A 15,404-nucleotide genomic window follows, 5' to 3' on the forward strand; every position below is an offset into this window, starting at 1 on the left:
ACGCCCCGACCGATACACGGATGCATCGGGTGGTGATGGTCACCGCGTCGCCGCGATCGCGCCGCTGAGCGTCCTCGGCGTGGTGCTCACGGCGACGTCCTGGTGGGAGGGGCTGACCATGGCGGTCAGTTTCCTGTTCACCCTCGGCGTGCTGCGCGAATGGAGCCTGGACGGGTATCCCCGGCAGGCGCTCCTCGCACTCATGATCACCATGGCGGCGTGGATCATCGGCGCCCTGACCACGTCCAACCCCATCAGCTTCGTCCCGGTGTCGCTGGTGGGTGCGCTCCTGCTCGCCCGGACGAAGGGTTGGAAGCTGTGGATCGTAGCCTTCGCGCTGGGTGTCGCGGCGATTGGCGCGAGCTCGTTCTTCTTCCACCCGGCCACCTGGGAACTCGCCGCGGCGTACCTCGTCACCCCAGTCGTCGGAACGCTCTTCATCGCCGGGGTGATCCTCGTCAGCGAGCAGGCCTGGCTGGTCGTGCGGCGCCTCGAGCGTGCGAAGGAGACGGAGGCCGAGCTCGCTGTCGCGCACGAGCGGATGCGCTTCGCCGGCGACCTGCACGACATCCAGGGCCATTCGCTGCACGTGATCAAACTCAAAGCCGCGCTCGCCCACCGCATGGTGCGCGCCGACCCCGACCGAGCCGAGACGGAGCTCGGCGAGATCCGTCTCGGCTCGCCGACGAGACCATCACCGAGACGCGGGCGCTGGCGTACGCGCGCTACGAGCTGAACCTGGTGGCCGAGCTCGAGAACGCCAAGCGACTGTGCGAGGCCGCAGGCATCGCCGTCGAGGCACGGCTCGATGACGGGACCGGCACCTCTGCGCATCCTCTGCTGGCGCACGTGCTGCGCGAAGCCACGACCAATCTGCTTCGCCATGCGCGCCCCACGATCGTCACGATCACGGCGCCGCCAGGCGCGGTGGAGGTGTCCAACGACGGTGTGATCGACGCTGCCGGCTCTCCGCTGCGGGGGCTCGCGCGCCTGCGCGAGCGCGTGGAGAGCGCCGGTGGCACGTTGCGGATCGAGTGGCCACCGGGCAGGTTCGTCGTCGCCGCGCGGATCGATCCGGTTCCCGCCGACCGCGCGAAGGAGGATGCGCGATGACGAACGCCGATCCGATCCGGATCGTCCTGGCCGACGACGAGCATCTGCTGCGTGCGGCGCTTTCGGCGCTGCTCCCGCTCGACGGGACCATCGAGGTCGTGGCGCAGGCCGAGAACGGCGCCGACGCCGTGACCGTGACGCTGCGACACCGACCCGATGTGCTGGTCATCGACCTCGAGATGCCCGGGATGGACGGCCTCGAGGCGGTCGCTGCGATCAGGGCGGAGCGACCCGAGCAGCGCGTGCTGATGCTCACCCGGCACGCGCGTCCTGGTGTCCTGCGACGCGCACTCAAGCTCGGGGTGTTGGGCTTCATGAGCAAAGGAGCCGACCCGGAAGACATCGCAGAGGTCATCCGCACACTGCACACCGGGCGGCGTTGGATCGCGCACGATGTGCTCGAGGCATCCGTCGTCGACGACTCCCCGCTCACCGATCGCGAGGCCGACGCCCTCCGTGAGACGCGCGAAGGCTACTCGGTCAAGGACATCGCACGGCGGCTGCATCTCGCGCCCGGCACCGTGCGCAACTATCTCTCGAGCGCGATGCAGAAGACGAGTGCCGCAACCCGGCACGACGCCGCGAGGGCCGCTCGCGACCGCGGCTGGCTGTGACGCCCCCTTGGGGCGTGATCTCGCTTGCGCAGCGACTCGCTCGGCCTCGTGACGCCCCGGGCTGCTGAGCACCGCGAGGGCGGATATGGCCGGAGGCCCTGGGCTCTGCGCCTGCCGATAATTACATCCGCCCAGGTCATGACTCTGCGAGGGCCTCGCGTAGCGTACGCGAGCTCCGGTCGCCCGAGAGACTGAAGCACGTACGGCAGGATGATCCGCTGTGCTCCTTCGCTTGGCCTACCTGATCGTCACGAACGCATTCGCCGCGCTGCGGTTGCTCCCCATGAGCAACCGGGACAAGGACGTGGAGATTCTCATCCTGCGTCACCAGATCGCCGTCCTTGAACGCTAACTCGGCGCCGACACCAGAGTGAGATTCGCGCCCGAGGACCGAGCCTTCTTGCCGCGCTCCTGACGTCGCTGCCGCGCGAGGTTCTGCGCTGGCTGTGGCACCTCGTCCGGCCGGACACCGTCCTGCGATGGCACCGCTACCTGATGCGACGGCACCATGCCCGTATCTGCCGGCCGAAAAGGGTGGCACCGTCCACAGTGTGGGAGATCCTCAAGCAGGCAGGTCTTGATCCGGCGCCCGAGCGGGCGTCCACCACGTGGGCCGACTTCCTGCGCTCGCAGGCCGACGCCATGCTGGCCGGTGATTTCATCGAGACCGTCACTCTCAGCGGGCAACGCCAGTACATCCTGGCGGGCATCGAGCACACCACCAGACGTGTCCGCGTGCTCGGCACCACCGCTCACCCGAGCGCGAGCTGGGTCATTCAAGCGGTCAGGAATCTGGTCATGGATCTGGACGATGCGGGTTGCCGGGCGCGCTTTCTGCTCCGAGATCGGGATGGGAAGTTCCCGGCGCTCATGAACGAGATCCTCGCCGAAGCCGGCATCAAGGCGGTGCCACCGGTATCCGGATGCCGCGGATGAACTCCATCATGGAGCGGTGGGTGCGGTCCTGCCGCCACGAACTGCTCGACCGCTGCCTCATCTGGAACGAACACCACCTGCGGCACGCCCTGCGCGAATACGAACACAGCACCGACACCCACGAAGCTCTGAACCAAGCGGCCCCGCTGCGCACCGTACCCGATCCGATCACGGATCCAGAGCGAATCATCGACCTGAATATCCGCCGACGAGACCGGCTCGGCGGCGTCCTCCATGAGCACTCACAAGCGGCTTGACCTGCATGGATGGAATTTTCGGCAGGCGCAGGGGCCGCTGCTCTTCCCGCAGCAGTCGGAGGTGGCAAATGGATCATGGAGTGTGCAGGATTGGTGCGAGCGAGCACGTATGGAGCACGGCTGACAACCTATTCGATCATTGCATCGCGGCTTTCGGCATGGATCCCCGCGCTCCAGGCATGCTGGCGCCATTCATGGATGACGGTCGCAGTGCTCGGCTCGTGCTCCAACCCGTACGCAATTCAATGATCTTCGCGGCGCGAGTTGGATGCTCGGAGGCGACGCACTTTTGCGGACAGCCGTCGTCTGGGAGCGGCAGTCGCTAGCATCCTCGGGTGGCGCAAACTCAGCGCAAGCACATCCCCAACGAGATCCGACGAGCGCTCTTCGACGCGACCGACAGACGGTGCACCATATGCCGCAGATCTTTGGACATCGAGGGCGGCACCCACCACATCGGCGAGATGGGTCATATCGCGCCGAACTCCCCGGACGGGCCTCGCCGGGAGGCAGCCAGGCCGGCGGAAGTCGATGGCCTCGGCAACCTCATGTTGCTGTGCCCGAGCTGCCACCGGACCATCGACAAAGAGCCGGGCCTGTGGCCGGATGAGCATCTGCGCGCCATCAAGGCCGAGCATGAGGGGTGGGTGGTCGTCGAACGGGCACGGCCGGAGCCGGACAAGCCGCTTGACGAAGAGCCGACAGGCCTCGGCAAGATCGTAGAGATCGGGGCCGTCGCCTACCGGATCGCGGGCGATCCTGAGGAGGAGAGGTCCGCGGACGGCAGAGCGATCATGTCTCGGGCGTTCGCTTTCGCGCCGGACGGCCGTCACGTCTGGATCCGCAGGATTAACGCCAGGTGGCCCAATTCCGAGACCCTGGAATGCCGCGCCGCTCTGGCCGCCGAGGCCGGCCTGCTCACCGAAGCACTCCCCGGCCTGCCGCCGCCCGTCGCGGCGTCCATGACCGCGGAGACGGCGATGCTGGTCACCGCGGTCCCCTCGTTCACCACCCTGGCCCACTTCTACGCCGGCCGAGGCCGCGAGTCCGAGGCCGTGCGGGTCCTGGCCGCCGGAACCGCCGGACTCTGCGCAGGGTTGGCTTCCCTGCACGCCAAAGGCCTCGCCCATGGCTCCCTCGAACCTGATTCGATCATGGCTGACCGAAGTGGAGCGCTCTTTCTCCGCGACGCCGGCGATGCGTTCCTCCATCCCACCGAGCCCGCCGAGGACGTCCGCCGTCTGGCCGAGCTGATCCACGTGACGGTAACCGGACGCCCGCCCGTACCGCTGGTCTCGGCGGCGGTGCTGAACCCCGCCGTCCCGGAGCGCTTCGCCCGCGCCCTCGACCGCGCGTTTTCCCCCGATCCGGCTGAGCGGGGAGACATCGCGGAGCTCGGCGCGGGACTGCGTATCTGAGACGAAGGAGCAGACCGTGGAGAGAAAGGTCGCCGATCTCGGCGTCGAGGTCGGTCTGATCTGGTCCAAGAACTTCCCTGGCAAGCTGGTCGGGCAGCGCGAGCGTCATCCGCTCCTGCCAGGGCTGGAAGGGATCCGCCACGACCTGTGGGCGGCCGGATCGCAGAATCTGATCCCCGCTCGTCTGGAACGCGGCCGGGAGGGCCGGGACGACTTCCTCAAGATCTATGTCGACGGCCGGTACGCGCTCATGCTCTTCCCCACCCAGGACTCGCGCGGCTACTGGATCGGCGGGATCCATCCGATGCACTTCAGCGACCACGACCAGATCGTGCGCGGCGGCCTGCTGCTGCGCGCCGGGCGATGGCGGGTCTTCGACCATCCCTCCCAGCTGCAGCACTCCTCCGGCTGGCTGGCAATCCAGACCACCTGGGCCACCGGCTTCACCTCGCCGCCCGGCCAAGTGCCCACGCCCACAGTACGGGCCTCCCACACCGCTTTTCTCGACCAACTCGCCACACTGGTAGATCAGGGACGGCGGATCGAGGCCTCGGCTGGGGACGCCAGCCGACTCGTCCCGTACCACCGCGTCACCCCGGTCGCCGCGACCCGCCGCTCCGCGCGGTCGGTGCACGCCTTCCAGCTCATCGACGCCAACCGGCTGACGGCCGGCACTCGCGTGCACATCGACGGCGAGCCCGATCTGCGCGGCCGCATCGAGCGGATCGACGAGGGCGTGGCGACAGTGCGGTTCGAACGGCCCGTCGACTTCGGCCGGATCCCCGAGAGCGGCGCCTTCGCCGAATCGCCCAACCTGATCGCCTACGACAAGAAGCGGGCAGCCATCGAGATCCTTCGGGAGGGCCGCGCCCGCAATCCGCAGCTCCTGACCGCGCTGGTCGACCGCCGCTTCCAGCCCTTCGCCCCCGCCCTTGGGCGCCGTCCCCGGGAGCGTCTGGACGCCAGCCAGCTCAGCGCCTTCCACAAGGCGCTGGCCGTTCCCGACCTCGCCCTCATCCAAGGCCCGCCCGGCACCGGCAAGACGCACACCATCCGCCAGGTCGTCCTGGCCTGCGCCGAGGAGCAGCGCAAGGTCCTCATCTCGTCCTACACCAACCGAGCGGTCGACAACGTGCTCCAGGACCTGCCGGAGGACCTGCTGGTCCTGCGGATCGGCAGGGAAGACGGCATCACCCCGGGCTGCGAACACCTGATGCTCGAGGCGCGGGCGGTCGAACTCCAGCGGCGCATCGCCGAGCGGACAGAGCCCGTCCTCGCGCGCTACGCCGCGGCGGCTTCGGATGGTCCGGCGGATGCCTTGTACCGGCAGCTCACCCAGGACCTGCGGCGTCTGGAGGAGGCCGGTGCGGACGTTCGGCGAAGCGCCGCCGCCCTGGCCGAGCGTGAAGATTTCGTGACCGCCGACCTCCGAGGGCGGACGGCCGCCCTGGACCACGAGGGGCGCCGCCACGAAGAGCTGCTCGCCGAACATGTCCATGCCCTCGACCGACTCGACCGCGAACTGGGCAGGGCCCACAAGGCCGCCGACCTCCCGCTGGTCGGCCGGTTCTTCCGGCGGCGGCTCACTCGCCTCCAAGAGAAGCGGTCCGCGACGGCCGCCGAGTCCGAGGGCATCCGCCGGACGCTGGCCCTGATCGCGCAGGACCAGGCACGGCTGGCGGCCGAGCTCGACCAGGTCCGTGCCGCGCATCCCGGCCTCGTGGCCGCCCGCCGGGCTCACGAACGCGACCTGACCGGGCAACGAGCCGGCGCCGAGCGGGCCGCGAAGGTCGCCACGTCCTTGCGCGGACTGCTCAACGGCGAGACGCCCGAGATCAGTGCCGACCCGGCGAGGCTGGCCGCGTTCCTGCTCGCGGCGGGCTCGGCACTCGGGCTGATGCGCAGCCGGCTCGATCTCCTGACCTCCTGGCGAGCACAACTCGAACGGCGTACTGAGCAGCTGTACGGCGAGCTAGTCCGATACGCCGACGTGATCGGCGCGACCTGCATCGGCACGGCGACGAGCGAGCATCTCGACGACGTCGACTTCGACGTGGCCATCGTCGACGAGGCCGGCCAGATCAGCACGGCTGATCTGCTCGTTCCGCTGGTCCGGGCACGCAGGGCGGTCCTCGTCGGCGACCACGTCCAGCTTCCGCCACTGCCGGATCAGCGGCTGGTGGCCTGGGCGGGGGCGGAGCACCCCGGCGATTCCGGGCTGGCCCGACTCATTACCGACAGCGCCTTCGAGCTGCTGTTCCCCGCGACGCCCCCGGAGAACAAGGAGCTGCTGCGCTTCCAGCGCCGGATGCCCGAAAGCCTGGCCCGCTTCATCTCCCGCCACTTCTACGGCGGTCTCCTGGAAACCGACGTGAGACGGGTCCACCACGACGACCTGTTCACCGCTCCCGTGGCGTTCGTCGACACTGCGGAGCTCCCGGAGCGCGAGCGGCGCGACCGCAAACCCCGCGCGAACGAACCCTGGCCCAAAGACAGCCGCCTCAACGAGCGCGAGGCCAGACTGCTGGCGCTCATGGCCGCCCACTATCACGCGCAGTCCGATGACTGGGCGGTCATTCTCCCTTACGCGGCCCAGATCGGACTGGTCACCTCGCTGCTCACCCAGCGCATCGGCGACGAGACCGCCGTCGCCCGCCGGGTGGCGACCGTCGACTCCTTCCAGGGCGGCCAGCACGACACGATCCTCTTCGGGTTCACGGTCAGCAACCCGTACCGCAACGTCGGCTTCCTCAGCGAAGTTCGCCGCTCCAATGTGGCCTTCTCCCGGGCCAAGCAGCGGCTGATCCTCGTCGGTGACCTCACCACCCTCCTCAACGCCACCGACTCCGGATTCCGCGACCTGGCACAAGCACTGCACGACCACGTACGAACCTCCGGCGACCTGCGCGGCTACCGCGAGATCATGCGACGCCTCGGGGAGAACCCATGAACAGCACGTCAACCGACACGATCCTCTACGCCCAGACCCGCGCCCTGGAACACGCCGCCGACCTGCCTGGCACCCGGCCACTACGAATCCACGCACTCGCCTTCCCCCTGCACGCCGCGGAGCTCTCCGCGACCATCGAGGAACGCGGCCCGTTCGACCTCCTCGACCGGTACGTCGGCCTCGCCATCGCCGAAGGCGGGTTCACCCGCCTCCAGGACATCGCCGCGTTCCTGGGCGTCTCCGAGCACATGGTCGACCGGGTCCTGCGCTTCCTGGGCGGCATCGGCCATCTGCAAGGCAGCGCCAACGCCCTCTCCCTCACCGAGCGCGGCCTGCGGTCGGTCCGCGACGACCGCCGCTACACCGAGAAGCAGGAGCGGCTGCGCCTGTATTTCGACGGCGTGCAATGCGGACCGCTCCGCACCGCCCACTACGCCCACGGCGTCCGAATCCTCGACCGGGACGCCGCATACGCCCAGCGGACCTTCCGCCTCCTCCCCGAAGCCTGCGGATTCCGCCCCAGCACCGTCGCAGAAGTTGCCCGACGTCCCGACCGAGGCGAGTACGACTTGCCCGATGAACTGCTCAACCTTGAGGTTCTGGAGGTGGGCCGGGCATTCCTGCCCTGCTACGCCATCAGGGCACACGACGGCCAGCGGCTCAGGACACTCATCTACTCCGGCGTCGCCGAACTGCGTGACCGCCACCTGGAGGGGATCCTCAATTCCTGGCCGACGGCCACGCACGTGATGGAGAGCGCCGACTCCGAGCAGCCACGCGACCATTTCGCGGAGTGGATGCGCGAACGAAAAATCGCCCCGCAGGCACTCGCCTGGGTCGACCACTACGGCTTCCGGCTCGTCCTTCCGCCCTCCCGCTATGTGAACGGCACGATCGAGGCAAAGGAGAAAGGCACCTTCTCCCTGACGATGCTCGGCTCGTATGTGGCTCCGCGGAGCCACGTCCTTCAACTGTGGTGCGACGACGCCCCTACTCGGACCAAGGCCGTCCTCAACCGGGTCCTGGCCTACGCCACGGCGACTCGCCGCACCGTTACAAACGTGACGACGTTCCTCGAACGCGTCTGCCGGCAGCTCGAACCGGATGCCGACGTCACTCTCGACGACCTGCAGATGCACGCCCGTAAGGGCGGATACGGCGCCCTCGACCTTAACTAATGAGGAAGATCGATCCGGATACTGCTATTAGAAGGAGCAGCATGTTCATCACAATACGCTTACATAGATTGACTTTTGGCCAGCTCTACTGGTTCGTCGACGCTGCCCGAGCCAGCAACATGAACCCATCTTCTCTAGTAAGCTATGAATGGGATGATCTCGATGACTATGATCCGCACATTACAGGTTTGATTGCACACATCATTCCGAGTATTTACGCCCAACCGATAGAGCTGCTCGCTCCTGGACAGAAGCGCGATCTCGCCAGGACATTGGATGCCGTCATTCATGCTGGTGGCGACGCCCGCGCATTGCTGCCCACCCTCCAACAATGGCGAGACCTACTTCTGCGCCTTCCCAGTCCCCCCTTCACCGAAGGCACTAGCCTTGCGAAGGCCGAAAATCACGTCCGGCGGCCTTCACCACCATGTGAGTCGATGCTACGGACCGCATCGTCGCTCCCCCTCTTTCAGGGCTCTTGACGCTGGGCTTCGACCCCGCCCGTTTCCAGACAAGGCCGCCAGCCTGCTACCGGGCCCCCTGGCGGCTACCCGGACCGGACTTTCACCGGCAGGCGACGACGAGCTTACGAACAAGATCCACCGCTACGTCACGGCTTCACCTCCTGCTCTGCTGGGCACACACTGCGAAACACGAGAGGCTCAGACGCGGATCTCGCAGTCAGTGCCGCCAATATGGATGCGGGTGCCACTGGCCAACGTGACTCTCTGGCCGGGGTTGACCTGTCGGGGCGCGCCGTCCTTGGGGAAGGTGGCCCAGTGTTCGGTGGAGAGATTCTTCAGGCCCCAGACCGTGGGACGATTGGGATGCTGGACGACCTCCGCCACGGACGCGGAGAAGTCGTACCCCTTTGAGTCGTCGATATGGTGGCGGAACAGCCGCGCGTCGTGGTTGAGCATCACGACGCTCTTTCCGATCCGCATGCGCGGCGGTACTTGCAGCGGCCCGCGACACGACCAGCAGAGACCGGCGTCGCCGTTGTGGGCTCTGATCCGATCCATGTCGTAGATATTCTGTTCACCGCATCCGACGCAGTAGAAGATGGCATCTCTCAGCCGGCTCATCGCCCGGCGCCACCGCCCTTCGGTGACGCGCTCGCCCGTGGGCGAAATTCCTTTGGTGAACGCCTCGGTGAAAATTATCTTCAGAAATTCGGGATAGATGTCCCAGAAGATGATTGCGTTGTCCTGGTAGCCGGGCTCGGGCCGGTTATCGCCGTCTCCCGGATCCCAGATGAACAGCGGGTCGCTGCCGTAGATCTTCCGCATCGCCGTCTCGTCGAAGCAGTGGATATCGGCCTCTCGCCTGCCCTCCAGCGGGTGGTGGTTCATCAGGACAGTGAACAGTAGTACGGCCAGCGAGAAAAGATCCGTGTGCGCCGACGGAGCCACCTGTCCGAGCACCACCTCCGGCGCCATGTAGCGCATGGTGCCACGGATTCCGGTGGGCGAGTCGCTCGGCCCGACGTTGTCATTGTCGCAAATGAGCACTTCACCCGAATCAGGATCAAGAAAGACGTTATTGTGTGATATGTCTCGATAACACAATCCGAACGCGTGCAGACGATAGAATCCGTCCGCCAGGTGCACCCCGGCGGTCGCGAGCGCACGAAAGGTGGTGCTCATCTTCCTGGACAACAGGTCGGAGATGTTGCCGTAGCGGCCGTCGCGCAGCCCCATCACATAGCCGAAACCGGGCTTTCCCGGCACGCCGACCAGGGAGGTGGGCCACAGGAACCGCTTATCCGGTGAACCGGACCTGATGAGGTCGGCGAGAATGCGGCGCTGCTCATCGGTGGCGGACTCGGGAAAGTACCACTTGACCGCCACTGCCCTCCCGTTCACACGGGCGCCATAGACCTCGCCCTGTCCCCCGGAGCCCAGCATATTTTCGATCTCGTACTGCTCGCCCGACCCCTCTTCGCACACTTTGTCGCCTGGCGCGAGAAAGCCGTCCAAATTACGTGACCCCCGCCCACCGTTCCAGCTGTGAATCCCCCGAGCGGCGGAACCTACCGCCCCAACCCAAGGATACGTGCGCCAGGAATTCCGGCAAGTACTTACCACATTCCGGGTCAAGATAATTTACCTGAACGGAACCTTGCGAGCCAACGCCGGCCCGCATACCATGCGGTAGATATGAGCGACTTACCGGGGGGAAAGATCTCCAATCGCCCTCTCCACTTCATTTGGATCCTAGACACGTCGTGGTCTATGGAGGGCACAAAGATCGGGCAGCTCAACTTCGCGATCAAAGAGACTCTTCCCGCGATGAAAGATACCGCGGGCGATAATCCCAACGCCGATGTACTGGTTCGCGTCGTCACTTTTTCCAGCGGAGCCCGCTGGCATGTCGCCCAACCGACGCCCGTCGACCAGTTCACCTGGTCCGACATCGCGGCCGACGGGGTCACGGACATGGGAAAGGCTCTTTCCCTGGTGGCCGAGCAACTGCGCATGCCCCCGATGGAACCGCGCGCGCTCCCTCCGGTGCTGGTGCTGGTGTCGGACGGATATCCCACCGACGACTTCGAGACCGGCCTCAGGGATCTCATGAACGAGCCGTGGGGCAAACGCGCCGTCCGACTGGCGATCGGCATGGGTGAGGACACCGATCTGGCGGTGCTCTCGAAGTTCATCGGGCATCAGGAGATCAAGCCGCTGGAGGCGAACAACGCCAGCACTCTCGTCCAGTTCATCCGTTGGGTGTCGACCGCAGTGCTGAAGAGCGCGTCGATGCCAGTCGCGCCGCCCAAGGACGGGCAGCCGAGCAGGCCACCCATCCCCGTTCCGCCGCCGCCGCAGCCCGACCCGAAGAACACCGGCGACGATGTCTGGTGAAGGGCCATGGGACGCCGGTCCCGCGATCTGGCAGGTTCTGGCTAAGAAACAGAGGGGCGCATCGCATGTGCGCGCCGGCAGCGAGAATCAGGACGCGGTTGCGTCCACGCCCGACATTCCGACGGGATCGTCCGTGGAGCGGGGATCGTCCGTGGCGGTCTCGGTGGCCGACGGCCACGGCAGTCCCACCAGCTTCCGCAGCGCGCTGGGAGCACGGCTGGCGGTGGAGGTGTCGCAGGAACTGTGCAAGGAGCTGATCGCGTTCGCGATCAAAGACGCCAACTGGTCCACGGCCAAGCGCCTACTGGAGGAAAAGGCCGGTCGGCAACTGGTTCGGCAGTGGCGCAAGAGGGTCGAGGAGTCCCTCACGGAAAACCCGTTCAAAGATTGGGAGCTCGACCTGCTGGAGGAGAGGTCCGGATCGGCGGCACGCGCACGTGTCGTCGACGATCCCTACCAGGCGTACGGTTCGACGCTGTTGACCGCTGTCGCCACCGAGACCTTCATGGCCTTCTGGCAGATCGGCGACGGCGACATCGTGGTGGTCGACGCCCAAGGTCGCGCCGGCAAGCCGCTGCAGGCCGACGCACGCCTTCTCGGCAATGCCACCACCTCGCTCTGCTCGGCCGACGCGGCCCGCGAACTGCGCTCGCACGTCGCCGGGACCCGCCCGCCGCTTGTCCTGATTTCGACGGACGGCCTGGCGAACTCCTACGCCGACGACAGCGGCCTTCTGTCGTTCGCGTCCGACGTGATGAAAATCATCGCATCGGACGGCTTGGAGGCGGTGAGCGACCACCTGAGCGAGTGGCTGCAGACCATCTCGGAGAGAGGCAGCGGCGACGACATCGCGGTCGGCATCCTCTGCAGGCCCGCCGGAATCCCGGCCGCCACGCTTCGGATCGCTGATGACACCGAGTACGACCGCATCGAGGAGGACGCGTGACCATTCCCAACGTGCTCATCCTGATGACCCGCTGTTCCCGCGATTCCCATTCAGCCTTCGGCATTCGCATGGAGGAACACCCCGGAAGGCGCTGGCTGGCGACCTGGGCCTTCACCGTTAACCCTGGGATGGCCCAGCGCGAGGGCTACGATCGGACACGGGCGGAGGGGTCCTTCGAGATGGCCGACGATTATCCTGGCTGCCTTGCGTGCGGCGCGGGCAGCGTCGTCCTGTGCAGCATGTGCGACAAGCTCGGCTGCTGGGACACCGTGACCTACCAGTTCCACTGCCCCTGGTGCGGCGCGAGCGGCCGGATCGAGGGAACCATCACGCAGTTGCGGGCCGCCGGCGACGTCTGAGTGCGTTCATCAGGCGGCGGTGCCCAGGCGGATCTCAAGGAGGATCGTCGAGGTGTTGCTGACCGGAGTGCTGATCGGCGCGGTCGCGGGCACCCTGCTCGCCTCCCTCGCCTGGTGGTTCCTGCTGCGCTCACGCGAGCGTACGAACTCGGCCTTCGCCGACCCGCCGGACACTGACGACGCCGCCCTGGACCTGACGGACACCTCCATCGCCCACCTGGCCGGCGATCTGCTGGACGCCGCCGTATCGGTCGACTCCCCCGAGCTGAGACGACGGCTGCTGGGCGCGATCCGGAGCCTGCACGTCGAGATCGTCCGGCCGGAAGAGGACGATCCGCTGGCGCCCGGTCTGCACGTCAGCGACCAGACCATTCCGACCGCCGATCCCGCGAGGCACGGCACCACCGCCGGCGTATTGCTGCCGGGCCTGCGCGCGGAGTCGGGAGCGGTGATCCGGCCGGCCAAGGTGCAGGTCTACTTGTTCGGGGCAGGCGAGCCGGATAAACCGGAGCGCGACCATCATGCCAGCGGCTTCGGCCGCCTCACTACGCCGCCAGGATCACCAGGATGACCACCAGCACCAGGGCCACCAGCGCGACCACGGGCAGGACAGAGGACGACTTCCGCTGCACAGGCCGCTGCCACCCGCTGTGAGGGTATTGCGCCGATCGTGGCTGCGGGGCGGGGGAAGGGGCGGGAGGCGGCACAGGGGCTGCCGGCCAGGTCGGAGTCGGCCGCCCCATGACCCGGGTCGGCGAGTCGGGTGTCACGGCGCGAGGGAGCCAGAACGCGCGCGTGTGGTCGTCGGTCTGCACGTAGAGAACTTGCGGGGAGATCAGCGAGCGCCACAACGCCGCCTTGCCGCGCAATGTCTGCTCGGCGCCCGGCACTTCCTGGCCGGCGCAGATACTGTTCAGCAGCTCGTACGTCGAGCCGCGCATGACGGCGAGCAGCATGTGTCGTTGGAGGGAGACGCTTTCGAGGTTCTCCTGGAGACAGCGCACGACCATCCACCCGAACTTGTACAGGTCGCTGCGCGGGCCGAAGGACTGGAGCCCCGGCATCTTCCATATCTCCGGATCTTGCGGCTGGAATGCCGACGTGCCGGACATCGGGACACAGGAGTCGCAGTCGAGCAGCAGCACCCGCGGCTCCCCATCCGGACCATCGATGGAGAACAGGGCATTGTGTGGGTGAAGGTCCCCGATCACGTAGCCGTGCCCGTGCAGCCAGAGCATCGTGTCGAAGAAGACGGCCAGGACCGCGAGCTTCACCGGGCTCTCGTAGTAGGGAGCGCTGATCCGGAAGGCGATGTCGGGTCTGCGGGCGAGTACGTCGAGATGGCGAGGTTCGGGGTCGCCCATGTCGTCCTCGTACATGTCCGCCGGCGCGGGCACGACCAGAATGCCGCGTATCCTCCCTCCGTCCACCACGGTCGCCATGGGCCAGGCGCACCGGCGGTCCAGCTCCGCCCGCTCCTCGGCCGTGAGCCTCCGTCGCCAGGAGACCAGGTCCTTTATGGGTTGAGGGCGCAGCCATTCGCACGCCTCCTCGGTGTACTCCTTGTAGAGGTACTCCTCAGCATCGGGACCCAGGCACCGAACCAGGCGAGTGGCCTGGCCGCCCACACCGGACAGGCCCGGTTGCAGCACCAGCTCCGACGGTGATACCTGCTCCGGGAGGTACGCCGAGCCACCCCCCATCACGGCACCCGGCCATCGTGGAAGGACGGCCACAGCGCCACCACCGTGCGATCGTCGTTGAACGTGGCCCGGCGGTAGTCCACGTCACGGATGAACGTCATGATGTCGGGCGGAGTCCGCCATTCTGCCGCCAGTTCCTCACGCAGCGGGCTGCCACGGCCCAGCGCATGGGTGAAGCCATCGGTCCCCAGGCACAGCACGTCGTCGCGCTCCCACCCGACGACGGCGGTGCGTAGGCGATCCGGGTTGGAGGGCAAGGCCCACGTCACGTTGTCACTGATCCCGTCGGAGGCCGACGCGTCCGGCACCAGCAGCGCCTCCCACCCCCGCGTACGGCCCCCGAGCCGAAAGGCGAGAGAGTCCCCGACGCCGGCGCAGTAGACGTGATCGCCGGAAGCCGGATACACGGGTGCGACCAGGGCTACGAGTGTGGTGCTGCACGGGCGGCGGTCCCCGGCGTATGCCGACAGCTCCGCGCGCCGCTCCTCGATCGCGTACGCCACCGCGCCGAAGATCGTGCCCCAATCATCCTCACGCGGGCCGATGTGGTTGCCCTTCAGCAGGCGAGCTGCCTCCATGACCACCGTGCTCACCGCGGTCTGCGCCGCACATTCGGCGTGGAACGTGGTGCCGACCCCGTCGGCGACGGCCGCGATCAGCCATTTGCCGTCCGCCGAGCAGCCGACCACGAAGGCGTCCTGCCGCGACTCCCCCTCGGCCATGTGCTCACGCCCGCGGCAACTCGCGGCGCGTACGGTGACCCCGCCGACCCCACCGCTCTCGGCCTGGACGCTTGGATGCCCCAGAAGCGGCGGGATCGGCAGCAGGACCGCGACCGGGCTCGGCTTGTTACCCGCGTAGCGTGGCGCCGCGGCATCTGACCGCGGGCGTCCGGGAGGAGCGGCCTCCCGGACCGGCACCATGCGGCCCTGCCCCGGCGCGCGTGAACCCGGGGGCTGTGGCTCTCCCGGATGCTGTGACGCGGCACCACCGTACTGCGGTACCGGCGACCGCAGGGCCCGCCTTTGGAGCTCCAGCAGTGTGTACGCGCCCATCACCGCGCATGCAC

At 67.3% G+C, this 15,404-nt stretch carries 17 protein-coding genes; 14 read left to right on the forward strand and 3 right to left on the reverse strand.

The genetic code is table 11. The features are described from left to right. Positions 1-79: 79 nt before the first annotated feature. The 10 genes from AB0C30_RS40020 to AB0C30_RS40065 all read left to right on the forward strand — a co-directional run bounded on the left by AB0C30_RS40020 (position 80) and on the right by AB0C30_RS40065 (position 8,948). Positions 80-736 (forward strand): histidine kinase, encoded by a 657-nt coding sequence (locus tag AB0C30_RS40020; RefSeq protein WP_357953858.1) that lies wholly within the window; start codon positions 80-82, stop codon positions 734-736. A 5-nt stretch (positions 737-741) separates the two neighbouring features. After that, positions 742-1,113, forward strand: a complete 372-nt coding sequence (locus AB0C30_RS40025) for a hypothetical protein (RefSeq protein WP_357953860.1) — start codon at positions 742-744, stop codon at positions 1,111-1,113. After that, positions 1,110-1,727: a response regulator transcription factor gene (locus AB0C30_RS40030; protein ID WP_357953862.1), complete on the forward strand. Its 618-nt coding sequence runs from the start codon at positions 1,110-1,112 to the stop codon at positions 1,725-1,727. The genes AB0C30_RS40025 and AB0C30_RS40030 overlap by 4 nt, the downstream gene beginning before the upstream one ends. Positions 1,728-1,947: 220 nt before the next feature. Continuing rightward, entirely contained in the window at positions 1,948-2,079 is a 132-nt protein-coding gene (locus AB0C30_RS40035; protein ID WP_357953864.1) for a hypothetical protein, read from the forward strand. 197 nt (positions 2,080-2,276) lie between these two features. Then, on the forward strand, positions 2,277-2,663 hold the full coding sequence (locus AB0C30_RS40040; RefSeq protein WP_357953866.1) for a hypothetical protein: 387 nt from the start codon (positions 2,277-2,279) through the stop codon (positions 2,661-2,663). 8 nt (positions 2,664-2,671) lie between these two features. Further along, positions 2,672-2,920, forward strand: coding sequence for a hypothetical protein (locus AB0C30_RS40045; RefSeq protein ID WP_357953868.1), 249 nt, complete (start codon positions 2,672-2,674; stop codon positions 2,918-2,920). Between the two features lie 335 nt (positions 2,921-3,255). After that, positions 3,256-4,338 (forward strand): hypothetical protein, encoded by a 1,083-nt coding sequence (locus tag AB0C30_RS40050; protein ID WP_357953870.1) that lies wholly within the window; start codon positions 3,256-3,258, stop codon positions 4,336-4,338. 16 nt (positions 4,339-4,354) lie between these two features. Next, on the forward strand, positions 4,355-7,288 hold the full coding sequence (locus AB0C30_RS40055; protein WP_357953872.1) for an ATP-binding protein: 2,934 nt from the start codon (positions 4,355-4,357) through the stop codon (positions 7,286-7,288). Continuing rightward, a complete protein-coding gene (locus AB0C30_RS40060) occupies positions 7,285-8,466 on the forward strand; it encodes a hypothetical protein (protein ID WP_357953875.1) in 1,182 nt (393 codons plus the stop codon). The genes AB0C30_RS40055 and AB0C30_RS40060 overlap by 4 nt, the downstream gene beginning before the upstream one ends. A gap of 41 nt (positions 8,467-8,507) precedes the next feature. Next, positions 8,508-8,948: a hypothetical protein gene (locus AB0C30_RS40065; protein WP_357953877.1), complete on the forward strand. Its 441-nt coding sequence runs from the start codon at positions 8,508-8,510 to the stop codon at positions 8,946-8,948. A gap of 180 nt (positions 8,949-9,128) precedes the next feature. Here AB0C30_RS40065 and AB0C30_RS40070 read toward each other — a convergent pair whose 3' ends face one another. Then, a complete protein-coding gene (locus AB0C30_RS40070) occupies positions 9,129-10,445 on the reverse strand; it encodes a protein kinase (RefSeq protein WP_357953879.1) in 1,317 nt (438 codons plus the stop codon). Between the two features lie 180 nt (positions 10,446-10,625). On the opposite strand from AB0C30_RS40070, the gene AB0C30_RS40075 reads away from it, so the two are divergent. From AB0C30_RS40075 to AB0C30_RS40090, 4 genes are read left to right on the forward strand one after another with little or no spacing between them, the layout of a single operon-like run. Beyond that, a complete protein-coding gene (locus AB0C30_RS40075) occupies positions 10,626-11,327 on the forward strand; it encodes a VWA domain-containing protein (protein ID WP_357953881.1) in 702 nt (233 codons plus the stop codon). Further along, positions 11,317-12,273, forward strand: coding sequence for a PP2C family serine/threonine-protein phosphatase (locus AB0C30_RS40080; RefSeq protein ID WP_357953882.1), 957 nt, complete (start codon positions 11,317-11,319; stop codon positions 12,271-12,273). The genes AB0C30_RS40075 and AB0C30_RS40080 overlap by 11 nt, the downstream gene beginning before the upstream one ends. Further along, the gene (locus tag AB0C30_RS40085; RefSeq protein WP_357953883.1) at positions 12,270-12,632 is read left to right on the forward strand and encodes a hypothetical protein; all 363 of its coding nucleotides are present in this window, start codon (positions 12,270-12,272) and stop codon (positions 12,630-12,632) included. The genes AB0C30_RS40080 and AB0C30_RS40085 overlap by 4 nt, the downstream gene beginning before the upstream one ends. A gap of 19 nt (positions 12,633-12,651) precedes the next feature. Then, complete coding sequence (locus tag AB0C30_RS40090) at positions 12,652-13,203, forward strand: hypothetical protein (RefSeq protein WP_357953885.1); 552 nt, start codon at positions 12,652-12,654, stop codon at positions 13,201-13,203. Here the strand turns inward: AB0C30_RS40090 and AB0C30_RS40095 are convergent. Then, complete coding sequence (locus AB0C30_RS40095; RefSeq protein ID WP_357953887.1) at positions 13,178-14,335, reverse strand: hypothetical protein; 1,158 nt, start codon at positions 14,333-14,335, stop codon at positions 13,178-13,180. The genes AB0C30_RS40090 and AB0C30_RS40095 overlap by 26 nt on opposite strands. Continuing rightward, the gene (locus AB0C30_RS40100; protein ID WP_357953889.1) at positions 14,335-15,258 is read right to left on the reverse strand and encodes a protein phosphatase 2C domain-containing protein; all 924 of its coding nucleotides are present in this window, start codon (positions 15,256-15,258) and stop codon (positions 14,335-14,337) included. The genes AB0C30_RS40095 and AB0C30_RS40100 overlap by 1 nt, the downstream gene beginning before the upstream one ends. Positions 15,259-15,404 lie beyond the last annotated feature (146 nt).

Origin of the sequence: Nonomuraea sp. NPDC048901 (genome assembly GCF_040649695.1) — a bacterium.
Lineage (GTDB): Bacteria > Actinomycetota > Actinomycetes > Streptosporangiales > Streptosporangiaceae > Nonomuraea.